This is a genomic window from Ignavibacteriota bacterium (genome assembly GCA_019637995.1).
In the GTDB taxonomy this organism is placed as follows: Bacteria; Bacteroidota; Ignavibacteria; order Kapaibacteriales; family UBA2268; genus JANJTB01.
In genome coordinates, this window is record JAHBUQ010000002.1 from 1,415,463 (window position 1) to 1,428,226 (window position 12,764).

General features: G+C 35.5%; 10 protein-coding genes. 6 read left to right on the plus strand and 4 right to left on the minus strand.

Annotation, left to right across the window (positions count from 1 at the left end; genetic code table 11):
* The first annotated feature begins 64 nt into the window (after positions 1–64).
* From KF896_11990 to KF896_12005, 4 genes are all read left to right on the plus strand, one after another.
* On the plus strand, positions 65–847 hold the full coding sequence (locus tag KF896_11990; GenBank protein ID MBX3044430.1) for an enoyl-CoA hydratase/isomerase family protein: 783 nt from the start codon (positions 65–67) through the stop codon (positions 845–847).
* A gap of 128 nt (positions 848–975) precedes the next feature.
* Entirely contained in the window at positions 976–3,942 is a 2,967-nt protein-coding gene (locus KF896_11995; protein ID MBX3044431.1) for an N-6 DNA methylase, read from the plus strand.
* A 25-nt stretch (positions 3,943–3,967) separates the two neighbouring features.
* Positions 3,968–5,509, plus strand: a complete 1,542-nt coding sequence (locus tag KF896_12000) for a hypothetical protein (protein ID MBX3044432.1) — start codon at positions 3,968–3,970, stop codon at positions 5,507–5,509.
* A 34-nt stretch (positions 5,510–5,543) separates the two neighbouring features.
* A complete protein-coding gene (locus tag KF896_12005) occupies positions 5,544–7,268 on the plus strand; it encodes an SLBB domain-containing protein (protein MBX3044433.1) in 1,725 nt (574 codons plus the stop codon).
* Between the two features lie 54 nt (positions 7,269–7,322).
* On the opposite strand, the gene paaJ is transcribed toward KF896_12005, so the two are convergent.
* From paaJ to paaA, 4 genes are read right to left on the minus strand one after another with little or no spacing between them, the layout of a single operon-like run.
* On the minus strand, positions 7,323–7,832 hold the full coding sequence (gene paaJ / locus KF896_12010; GenBank protein ID MBX3044434.1) for a phenylacetate-CoA oxygenase subunit PaaJ: 510 nt from the start codon (positions 7,830–7,832) through the stop codon (positions 7,323–7,325).
* The gene (gene paaC / locus KF896_12015; protein ID MBX3044435.1) at positions 7,826–8,599 is read right to left on the minus strand and encodes a phenylacetate-CoA oxygenase subunit PaaC; all 774 of its coding nucleotides are present in this window, start codon (positions 8,597–8,599) and stop codon (positions 7,826–7,828) included. Before paaC ends, paaJ begins: the two co-directional genes overlap by 7 nt.
* Positions 8,586–8,882, minus strand: a complete 297-nt coding sequence (gene paaB / locus KF896_12020; GenBank protein ID MBX3044436.1) for a 1,2-phenylacetyl-CoA epoxidase subunit B — start codon at positions 8,880–8,882, stop codon at positions 8,586–8,588. Before paaB ends, paaC begins: the two co-directional genes overlap by 14 nt.
* A gap of 54 nt (positions 8,883–8,936) precedes the next feature.
* Positions 8,937–9,875, minus strand: a complete 939-nt coding sequence (paaA, locus tag KF896_12025) for a 1,2-phenylacetyl-CoA epoxidase subunit A (GenBank protein ID MBX3044437.1) — start codon at positions 9,873–9,875, stop codon at positions 8,937–8,939.
* Positions 9,876–10,151: 276 nt separating this feature from the next.
* Here paaA and KF896_12030 point away from each other — a divergent pair, with 276 nt between their 5' ends.
* Together KF896_12030 and KF896_12035 are read left to right on the plus strand one after the other, a co-directional pair.
* Positions 10,152–11,105 carry a T9SS type A sorting domain-containing protein gene (locus KF896_12030; protein MBX3044438.1) on the plus strand — a complete coding sequence of 318 codons (954 nt, stop codon included), beginning with the start codon at positions 10,152–10,154 and terminating at the stop codon, positions 11,103–11,105.
* A gap of 241 nt (positions 11,106–11,346) precedes the next feature.
* On the plus strand, positions 11,347–12,612 hold the full coding sequence (locus KF896_12035) for an ATP-binding protein (GenBank protein MBX3044439.1): 1,266 nt from the start codon (positions 11,347–11,349) through the stop codon (positions 12,610–12,612).
* Positions 12,613–12,764 lie beyond the last annotated feature (152 nt).

The following is a 12,764-nucleotide window of genomic DNA, read 5'->3' on the forward strand; positions in this document are numbered from 1 at the left end:
ACAATTAAAACAAACTTTTATACGTTTAGTTCATTTTAATTAACTCAAAAATAGGATATTTTTTATGAACTTCGAAACTTTAATTTATGAAAAACGGATTAATTACGCTTTAGTAACATTAAGCAGACCTGATAAACTAAATGCTCTTAATAAACAACTCTTCGATGACCTCGATGCAGTTATTTCTGATGTGGCAAATTCAAACGATATTTATGCATTGATTTTAACAGGAAGTGGTGAAAAAGCTTTTGCCGCAGGTGCCGATATCAAAGAGCTGAATGCCTGCGATGCTACTACAGGTGAACAATTCTCAAAATATGGCTCTGATGTAATGGCTCGGCTCGAAGCACTTGATATTCCTGTTATTGCAGCGGTTAACGGTTTCGCACTTGGTGGTGGGTGCGAGCTTGCTATGTCATGTCATATCAGATTTGCTTCTGATAATGCAAAATTTGGTCAGCCTGAAGTTAATTTGGGCATTCTTCCCGGATACGGAGGTACTCAACGCCTTTCACGGCTAACAGGAAAGGCAAACAGCATGGAGCTCATTATTTCAGGCAATATCATCAATGCTGAGGAAGCTTATAGAATTGGTCTGGTTAATAAAGTTTTTCCGCAATCTGAACTTATGGCAAAAACTGAAGAATTTGTAAAACTTGTACTTTCAAAAGGACCCCTTGCTGTCAAAGCATCTGTTCAGGCTGTAAATGCCTCAGAAACACTTAGTCCTGCTGAAGGACTTGCTTATGAATCCAAACTTTTCGGAGAAACCTGCGGGACAAATGATTTCAAAGAAGGTACTTCTGCTTTCCTTGAAAAAAGAAAAGCCGATTTTAAAGGAAATTAATTTAAAGTTTTATTTATTTTAAATATTCCGATTTAATCAAAATTGAATCGGAATATTTTTTATTAGCTCTGATTTGTTTATTTTTGTAAATAACTTAAATTCTAATCTTGCTAAATTTTTCTTTCAGTATGTTTCAAAAATATTACGAAAATATTAAAGCGGAATTCGCATCTCAGAATGAAAATTCAGAGCATACTTTCCGTACATATTTGCAGAATTTTCTGATTGAATTTGAAAGCGAATATTCAGGAAGAAATTTACTGATTAAGCACGAGCCGCTGAAAGTCGGCAATTATGGCAGACCGGATTTTAAGATAACCACACATTATCATCTGACAATCGGGTTAATTGAAACTAAAAAAATTGGTGAAAATTTAAAAGGTTTACTTAGATCTGACCAGATTTATAAATATTCGCAATTATCTGATAATATTATTCTAACTGATTATCTGGATTTTTATCTGGTCAGAAAGGGTGAAGTTGTCAGAGAAGCGTTTATATTCACCGAATTTGATTTACCCAAAAAGAGATTTAAAGTAGAAAAATCAAATATTGAGCAATTAAGTGAGCTTTTAGATGAATTCTTCTCATCTGAGCCGGATACTATCACAAAAGTTGATGATTTAGCAGAAAAACTTGCTCAAAAAGCTACATATCTGCGTGAGTTCAGCAAAATCAACTTATCTGAGTATTCGTTTAATTCAATAAATAAACTTTATGCAATGTATGAAGTTTTTCGGGATACTTTGCTACCAACACTCGAAACTGATTATTTTTCAGATATTTATGCCCAAACGATTACTTATGGATTATTCCTCGGCGGATTGAATTGCATCTCTGCTAAGGATGAACTGAACCACTATACTGCATTTTCGCTTATGCCAAATTCATTCCCACTGATAAAGGAATTATTCCATAATCTTGATGATTTTCCAAAAGAAATAGTATGGGCGATTGATGAAATACTGGCAATTCTAAAGGTAACAGATTATGCAGCAATTAAGCACGAATTTGCAGAATATCGCCATCGTGAGCAAGGTTTCCATGACCCGTTTATATATTTCTACGAAGATTTTCTTAAAAAATACGACAAAACTCAGCGTGAATTACGAGGTGTTTACTATACACCCGAAGCGGTTGTATCTTATATTGTTCGCTCAATTGAAGAAGTCCTGAAAGATACTTTCGGAATGCCACAAGGATTCTCAAATGATAAAGTTACAGTCCTTGATTTTGCTTGCGGAACGGGTACATATTTACTTAATGTATTCATGCAGGCATTACAAAGTTCGTTTAGATACGGAGATAAGTCGTTAGTCAATAAAATACTTAATGAGCGGTTAATCAATCGTTTTTATGGTTTTGAATTGATGTTAGCACCTTATGTTGTGGCACATCTCAAAATCACAGAATTTCTCAAAGAAGAAGGTTATCATCTTTGGGACGGAAACAGATTAAGCATCTACTTAACAAATACACTCAGCAACAACGAGCCCAAGCCATTTGCTTTTATGCCACATTTAACAATGGAAGGGCGTGAGGCGAACCGCATCAAGAATGAAGATGTACTTGTTGTTGTCGGAAATCCGCCGTATTCGGTTAGTAGCCAAAATAAAACAGGTTTCATTTCCGAAGATAAATTGAATTTATATAAAACTGCTGTCAAATCAGAAAAAAATATTCAGCCACTTTCAGATGACTACATTAAATTCATTAGGTTTGCACATTGGAAAATGGAAAAACTTGACAAAGGCGTTGTTGGCATCATTACCAATAATTCCTTCCTTGATGGACTTATCCATCGTGGAATGAGAGAAGAATTACTCAAAGAATTTGATGAGATTTATATAGTAAATTTGCATGGTAATTCAAGAATTGGAGAAAAATCTGCTGATGGCACTAAAGATGAAAACATTTTCGAGATAATGCAAGGTGTTTCAATCTCAATATTTGTCAAAAAAGATAAAAAGAAGAACAAAAAATGTAAAGTTTTTTATAAAGATTTATATGGTGTTAAACAATCGAAGTATGATTATTTGTGGGCACATTCTATAAGAAATACTGACTGGACGGAATTAAACCCTGAAGCTGGGAATTATTTCTTTACAATTAAAGACTATACAAATTTTTCCTCATATTCGAAATTTTATAATCTATCGTCAATATTCAATAAAAAGAATATGGGCATTGCTTCTGGCAAGGATATTGAATTTGTAAAATTTAAAAGCATTCAATATGGAAAAAAATATTTGCAAGATGTTAAACCATATTTTTATAGACCTTTCGATTACAGGTACATTTTATATGACAAAAAATTACTACAAAGAGCAAGATTTGGATTAATGCAGCATATATTAAAAGGCAATATTGTATTATCAGCTGGTCGTTTTTTAAGAAAAAAAGATACTAATAATTTCATGGTATCAGAACATTTAGTTTGCAGGCATAGTATTAATGACATGACCTACTCATTCCCCCTCTACATCTATCAGGAAAATGGAAATACTGACGAAAATGGTAATGGATATTTATTTAAAGAAGATGACAAAAAGGATAATTTTACTAAAGAATTTAGAAAATATTTGAAAGAAAAATATTCCGAAAAATACACCCCTGAGCAGATTCTCGGATATATCTATGCTATACTTCACAGCAAAATTTACCGTGAAAAATATATTGAATTTCTGAAAATTGATTTTCCAAGAATACCGTTTGTTGATAGTCATGTTACATTTGAAAAATTATCTGATATTGGTTGGGAATTAATTCAACATCATTTATTAAATATAAAGACAAATCGTGGAATCGCTAAGCTTTCAGGCGAGGGGAATAATTATTCGGTTGAAAAAGTTGGTAGAATTGCTGGTAAAGTATATATAAACAAAGAAAGATATTTCGATGGAATTTCTGATGAAATCTGGAACTTTTATATAGGCGGATATCAGGTGCTTGACAAATGGCTGAAAGAACGTAAAAAACACGAAATCACACTCGAAACTGAAGATATAATGCACTTTATCAACATTGTTGACGTTATAGATTTTACTATAAGCACTATGGCTGAAATTGATTCATTGGTCGAGGATTGGATATAAAATATGAAAATAGCACGGAGAGAATTTGAGTAACCCTGGACAGTGGAATGTATCGGAAAAAGTCTCGCAATGCGTATTTCCAAGACTTGATACAGATAGATTTTTTGAAGATGCTGACTATAACGCTTATATCTGCAGATTAGTAGATAAGAATATTGGTGGGTTCTGCATTTTCAACGGAAACCCTGAACAAGTCGAGCAGATGATTCATAAATTGCAGGCTCGAACAGTCACACCCTTGCTGATGTCGGCTGATTTCGAGAATGGTCTTCCTATGCGCCTTACGGAGGGTACGGATTTCCCGCACGCACTTGGAATGGGAAAGTTAAGCCACGAATCTGTATTCAAAATCGCTCAAGCAATTGCAAAAGAAGCTTCAGGACTTGGAATACGTTGGAATCTCGCTCCTGTTGCCGACGTTAATACTAATCCTGATAATCCGGTAATTAATATTCGCTCTTTAGGAGAAGATGCAGAACAAGTTGCTCAGCATGTAAAATCGTACATTGAGGGAACTCAGGTCGAAAAAGTATTGGCATGTGCAAAACACTTTCCCGGACACGGCGATACCGGCAAGGATTCTCATTTTGAACTGCCTACTGTGATTCATAAATTAGACAGATTATCTTTCATCGAATTTGAGCCATTCAGAGAAGCAATCAAGACAAATGTTGCTTCGATAATGTTAGGGCACTTATCAGTTCCGGCGATTGATGATTCGGGCATACCGGCATCACTTTCACCCAAGGTTGTCAGCATTTTAAGAGAAGACTTACTATTTCGTGGCTTGATTGTAACTGATGCTTTGGATATGAAGGCGATTACAAATCATTATTCATCTGAAAAAGCCGCATTTTTGGCACTTGCCGCAGGCTGCGATATTGCACTTATGCCTGAAAACCCTGAATCAGTTATTAAATTTATTACCAAATTAGCTGAAGATGATGTAGAATTTCACGAAAAAGTTGATATTGCGGCAAGAAGAATAATTCTATATAAGCGTAAATTCGGTCTTATACCTCAGTATCAACTACTTGAGGAAGGGAAAAATTTATATATCAATCATGCCAAAATGGCGTTAAATTATTCTTATGAAATATTAGAAAAATCAGGTGTTAATGAGCTGATTCCAATTCCGGAAAATATAAGTTTTGCAGGATTTGCTTTTGTAAAGAATGATAAGGCATTTCGAACAGCATCAAGATTTTTTACAATGCTTGCTCAGGCAACAGAAAATGATTGTGATTTTGCTTATATAAATACTGAAATCGGTGACGATGAAATCAAGGAAATGCAAAAAGGTATAAAAGACACCGGAATTATCATTTTTGCTTTATTCTACAGAGGATTATCTGCTGAAGAACGCGATTTTGAAATGGCTGAATTAAACAGAGTTATGGATAAAATTGCAACCGGAAAAAAGAGAATTGTAATTTTATTTGGTAATCCTTACATTAAAAACTATTTAAATTACGACTTAATCGTCTTAGCATATTCTGATTCTTTTTCTTCACTTGCAGCTTCGGTTGTTATGCTTACAGGCAGGGAGGAATCTTTAAAGTTTTGATTTTACTTTTTGTTCAGCTTATTTTCGGATGAAAATGAAATTATTGAAAATTATTATCTTGCTCATAATCGCAGCAAGCTTAAATCTTATGTCACAAGTACCCGGACTTTCCGGTGCTGATACCAAAGAACTTCTCCAAATGGAGATGGATAATCAGATTTCTGACGGTATGTCGCTTGAAGCAATGCCTGTTGGCAATGCAATCAATCCTGATTTTTATCTGATTGGACCCGGCGATATGCTGTCTTTGCAAATATTTCCGATACAAACTTCTCCTAAGAATTTAATAGTATCGCCTGATTATACAATCTTACTTCCAAGAGTGGGTGAAATTTCTATTAAAGATATGACTCTCAACGAGGTTAAAGATACAATTTCTCAAATTTATCGAGCAAAAATGTCCGGCTCAAAAGCTTTCGTGATTTTGAAAGAAGCCAGAAAATGCATTGTAAATATTAAAGGGAATGTTCTTTCACCTGCAATTTACACATTGCCTTCATCCTATCAGGTTTCGACTGCAGTATCATTTGCAAATCAGCTCGGGAAATTATCAGGTGTGCCTATAGTTGCTGTCGAAGCACTTCTTCAGGTTCAGGAGAAACAACGCGAAGCCGACAGATTATTTTCTGAAACCGGCATTCCATCGAAGCCCGTATATTGGAGCAGAAATGTAACACTACTCAGAAATGACGGTTCATCTTTACAAATAGACCTCGAAAGAGCAGTTTTTGAGAATGACATTAAAAATGACCCTTATGTAAAAGAAGGCGACCAGATTATTGTTCCATTCGATCAGCAATATTTTAATCAGATTTCAATTACAGGTGCTGTAACAAGACCTATAGTTCTTCCGCACAAGTATGGAGACAAGGTATCTCTACTACTGAAATTTGGGTATGGTGTTACTGATGATGCTGATTTGGATAATGTATTTGTATTTTTGCCTGAATCAAAAAAAAGAATAAAACTTCAAATTGACAGAAAATTAAATTTACTCAGTGAAGATTTTGAAGTAGAGCCAGGTTCGACAATCATAGTAGGGCAGAGACTCAGCTATAAAAAAAGCGATTTTGGAACTGTTTCAGTAAAAGGTTTTGTAAATTCACCAGGCAACTATCTTATTAAACTTGGTGAAACACGACTTCGTGATATGGTCGAAATGGCTGGCGGATTTACTCAAGATGCGTATTTGCCTTTGGGTAGAATTATCAGACGTGACTATAAACAACAGTCTCTTAGCGACCCACGTCAGGAAACCTACGAAACGATGCAATATTCAGACTTGAAAATGGACGATACTGTTAGATATTATATTGATATGAAATATAAACAGCCCCTTGTTTCTACTGACTTTATTGAAGTCTTTGAGAATAATTCCGAAATTCATAATGTATTACTTTATGATGGTGATGTAATCGAAGTGCCAAATAATCCGGGCAAGGTACGTGTATTTGGTCAGGTCAAAAATCCCGGATTTGTTGAATTTCAGCCCGGCAAAACAATGGCTTGGTATGTTGAGCGTGCAGGCGGATATGCCGAAGGCTCACAAAGTTTCAGAGCAAGAATTATTCGCGGTAGAACACAAGTATGGCTCGAAGGAGCTGAAGATGTTTTTGTTTATGCAGGTGACCAGATTTATGTGCCTCGAGTTCCGGACGAACCTACTACAATAAAACTTCAAAGATATGCCGTTTTAGCCAGTATAGTAGCTACTGTTGGAGTGTTGATTAATACAATTGCATTTATTTTGCTGAGATAGGGGTTAGTCCAATAAATCATTTCGACTCAATACGAAATGATAATAAATCCATAATCAGTGACACTTGAAATGGTCAAATGCCTGCAGACAATCATTACAATAATGGAACGATTTGCAGGCAGTGGAACCATACTCGCTCAATATTTTTGTATTCTGTGAGAGGCAAAAAGGACATTCTACCTGAGATGGTACTTTTATGATACTAAACAGATTATCAGGGTCAATATCCTTGCTTTTGCTTTTTGGTGGAGCTATACCTGACAGTCTAAGTTTTTCGAGAGTTTCTTCGCTCATCCAGTCTGTTGTCCATGGGGGAGAAAGTCGAGTTGTAATTTTTGCATCAATACCTTCTTCAAATAGAACTTTGCGAACATCCTCTGTAATCTGGTGCATCGCAGGGCAGCCTGAATAAGTTGGTGTGATGATTACCTCGACATCATTACCGCTTATAATAACATCACGTATCATACCCATTTCGATAACTGATAAAGCAGGTATCTCGGGGTCAGACACCTGCGATATTATCTCAAAAATATCTTCTTTATTCAGGACATCTGCTACCATTTTGCGTCCGGAACAGCTCTTCTCAAATACTGCATATCTGCAAGAATGAAACCTAAATTTTCGGTATGTAGTCCATTTCTGCCGCCAATCTGCATAAATTCATCAATTGATGGAGTGTCCAAAGTAGCTTCTGACAGAACATCAGATACATTCTTGTACCACTTGGATTTGAGCGAATTAAAATCCACCCCGATACCTTCGCTTAACAGCAATTCATCAGTTTCATCCTGAAAAAACATTTCGCCGGTGTACATCCACAAATCCTCGACTGCTGCAGAAATTTTATCATGACTTATATCAGTACCGTCGCCAAGACGAAGCATCCATTCAGAGCTATGACGCAAGTGATAAGCAGACTCTTTGAGTGACTTAGCTGCTATTCCGGCAAGAGTTTCATCTTTGCTGTTTTTTAGTTCATTATAAAAATGATAATCATAAACATCAAAATAGAACTGACGAGCTGTAGTATAAGCGAAATCCTCGTTGGCTTGTTCCGTAAGTAAAAGATTTGTAAATTCTCTCTCATTTCTCAGATAAGCCAGGTCATCTTCATCCCTTCCTATGCCCTCGGTTTCACCGGCGAATTTAAGCCATAAAGTTGCTTGCCCAAGCAGGTCAAGACTAAGGTTTGCAAGAGCCAAATCTTCTTCTAATATCGGACCATGACCACACCATTCCGAAACTCTGTGACCGAGAACAAGTCTGTCATCGCCGTGTCGAAGAGCAAATTTGAAGAGAGCTTTTTTTATGTCATCAGTGTATGTCAACGCTCACTCCTTTTGGAATTTTATAAAATAGCGGATGGCGATAAACCTTATCGTCAGCAGGGTCGAAGAAGGATTCACTGTCCTGCGGAAGAGTTGCTGATATACTGTCAGCAGGTACTACCCACATACTTACCGGTTTGTCGCGTCGGGCATATACTTCTCTTGCATTTTGCATAGCCATTTCCTTATCTGCTGCGTGAACACTCCCTACGTGTTCATGTGGCTTTCCGGTCTTAAGTTGAACAAAGACCTCCCAAAGATTCCATTGTGTATCTGTTGTCATAAATTGTAATTTTTATATATTTCAAAAAAATGTGATTCAAATTAGATTATACCATTAAGCAACATTCTTTCTGGCTTTCTTGGCGGCATAAGCTACTGCAGCTTCACGAACCCATAGCCCTTCATCGTGGGCTTTTTTGCGGGCTCTGAGTCTTTGTCTGTTCATCGGACCGTTACCTTTTATGACATTAAAAAATTCATCCCAATTTACACTTCCATAAGAATATGTTTTTGTTTCAGGATGAAAAACCAAATCAGGGTCAGGGATTTTCAGGCCTCTTGCTTCTGCTTGCGGAACAGTCATATTGATAAATTTTTGCCTTAATGATTCATTGCTTTCTGACTTAATTTTCCATTTAAGTGATTGTTCTGAATGTGTAGAGTCCTTATCTTCAGGTCCAAACATCATTATTGATGGCCACCACCAACGGTTCAGAGCATCCTGAGCCATTTGTTTCTGCTCTTGAGTGCCGTTGCATAACTCCGCAATAATTTCATAACCTTGTCTGTTGTGAAATGCTTCTTCCTTGCAAATTCTAACCATTGCCCTTGAATATGGACCGTAAGATGTTTTGATTAAACTAACCTGATTTACCATTGCAGCACCGTCAACAAGCCAGCCAATTGCTCCGATATCAGCCCATGATAAAGTAGGGTAATTAAAAATGCTTGAATATTTTGCTTTACCCGTGTGAAGATTGTCAATTAATTCTTCGCGGGAAGCTCCCAATGTTTCGGCTGCACTATAGAGATAAAGCCCGTGTCCGGCTTCATCCTGAACTTTTGCCAGCAATATCAACTTACGTCTCAAGCTTGGAGCCCTTGTAATCCAGTTCCCTTCAGGAAGCATGCCGACTATTTCAGAATGCCCATGTTGCGAGATCATTCTAATCAGATTTTTTCTGTATGCATCAGGCATCCAGTCCCTTGGTTCTATCTTCTCACCTGCATCTATTCTTGCCTGAAATTCTTCAAGTCTTTGCTCTTCTGTCATTTTGAATTTTCCAATTAGTTTTGTAATATCTATATTTTACGATACGAAAAAATAATAATGTTAGTGTTTGATATTATTTATAGTATATGATAATTCGTCATAATTTTTAATTTTTCAAATAATTTGACATCCAATTACCTGATTACTAAGCATATTTTCAAATTATTCTAAAAATATATTTATTTTGTAACTATTTATTTAATCATTGTGTCTAAGTATTGTAGTGCATTTGCAAAAGTGAAAAAACTTTTTTAAAATATATTTGAGGTGTTTAGTATGAAGACTTTTCAACTTTTTTTTATGATTCTTGTATTAGCATTAAGCACTCAAGACCTGAAAGCTAATTACGAATACTTTTCTGCATTCGAAGGTATTGATGCTGTGAAATCAAAAATGTTACAAGATGGATTTACCGACCAGAAACTTATTTTCATCGGTGCTTATGAAACCATCATTGGTGGTTTAATACCCAATGAAGCCGATAATGGCAAATTACAAAACTGGTATTATACTTTTGTTTGCAATAATGACAGTAGATTAATAACTCTCAGTGTTATCAAGCAAGACAACCAGTTAATTACTGCTTTGGTTGATGATTGTCCTTCAGATTCAAAACGAAAAATTCCATTTTTCTCTGACATATTAACTGATTTTAGAGAGATTCCATCTTATTTAATTGACAGTGATTCGATTACATTAGAATTTTTCGATATAGTTTCAAAAATTAGTACATCCCAATTTAATGAGGAAATTACTACATCAATTTGGAGAATCGAGTTAGCTTCAAAAGAGAATCTTGAGAAAGAACATCTTCAAAGCGTTCTTGATGAAGACTATCTATGGGATGTTGAATTAAATACCCAAGATTCACAAATAATGGGTTCAGGTACAGGTGCTGTGAGGTTTTTTATATCGGCTGTAACAGGCGAAACACGTGAATTTGGTTTTACTGTCGGAGTTAATGATGAAAATTTTACTGATTATTTCACAATTTATCCTAATCCCGCAAGTGATTATATCACAATTTCTATCCCTGAAATCAACCCCACGGTTAACCGTGGGGTTGAAGGGGAACAAGAAATCAAAATCTTTAATACGCTTGGGGAATGTGTGATGTCTGTGTGGACAGGGCTTGACCTGTCCACACAAAGAATTGATATTTCCCACCTGCCCACTGGTGTGTATTTCATCAGGTTCGGGAATAAGGTGGAGAAATTTGTGAAGATGTAATCTTGAAATTAAATATCCGATGTTTGGAAATGAATGGAGCAAGGTTTGACCTAACCACGCAAAGAATTGAAATCTCCCAAGCCCAAATTCAACTCTTCCGAAGTCTTCAAAACTTCGGAAGTTTCCTTACATATTTCTAAAAAATCATACTATTAATTGCACAAATTAAAATGTTATGCAGTATATTGCATAAAAATTACTATTTTTGTGCAGTATAGTGATTATGGTTAGGAATTAGTTTATGAATGTAAATACAATCAAACGTGTCATTGCCGACCAAACTGAGGAACTTAAATTCCCCAGTACTCAAAAATTTATAGTTCGGGATTTACTTGATTATGCTAAAAGCTTGCTCGACGAGAAAATTATCAAAGTTGTAACCGGTGTAAGAAGGTGTGGCAAAAGTACATTTTGTCATCAGTTATTGAATGGGAAAAAGTACGCATACTTAAATTTTGATGATGAACGTTTAATTGGACTGACATCTGAGGATTTGGATTCGATTCTTGAAAATCTATTAATTCATACAACAAAGCCTGAGTATCTGTTCTTCGATGAAATACAGAATGTTCATGGATGGGAACTTTTTGTTAATCGCTTGAGCAGACAGGGTTACAATATCATTCTTACATGCAGCAATGGAAAGATGCTCAGTCGTGAACTTGCTACTCATTTGACTGGGAGGCATGTTCAAGTTGAAATGTTCCCTTTCTCTTTCAATGAATTTCTGAGATTTAAAAATGCCGAACAATTTTCCGGAAATATATTTTCCACAACACAAGTTTCACAAATCAAGTCATTTCTGGAGGAATATATTGAATTTGGCGGATTTCCTGAAGTTGAAAATAATGCTAATAAAAAAAGATACTTGCGGGACTTGTACGATAAAGTTATACTTCGCGATATTGTCGAAAGATATAATATAAGAGATATTGCACTTCTCAAAGAGCTTGCAATACTGCTTTTGAATTATTTCAGTTCATTGTTCACATATAACAAGTTAAGTAATTCCTTAAATGCCGGTAGTGTAAATACGATTAAAGAATTTACTATTTACCTTGAAGATACCTATTTATTAAATTATGTAAGCAAATTTTCATTCAAATTAAAAGAGGAAATTCGCAATCCCCGCAAAGTATATTGTATTGATACCGGAATGATTTCATCTTTGGGAACATCATTAACACCAAACATTGGCAGAAAAATTGAAAATCTTGTTTTTTTGCATGAAAGACGCAAAAGTAATAAAATCAACTATTTCTCAGATGGTAAATCTGAAGTTGATTTTGTTATTACTGATGAAAGAAATAGATTAACACTCATTCAGGTAGCTTACAATATATCAGATTCCGAAACTTACCGCAGAGAAATCGATTCACTGGTTAATGCTGCAAAACATTTAAAGCCCCAGAAAATATTATTGATCAATGAGGATAGAGAGGATATAGTTATTATTAAGGATATTGAGATAAATATAATTCCCTTATGGAAATATTTGACGGTTTAAATTGGTAGAGAAGTTAAGAAATTGGTTATGCATAGCATTGAAGCAGGATAATCATCCCTGTTTGACGGCAGTATCAGAATCAAAATTTCCCACCTGCCCACTGGTGTATATTTCATGAGGGTCGGTAATAAAATGGAGAAATTTGTGAAGAT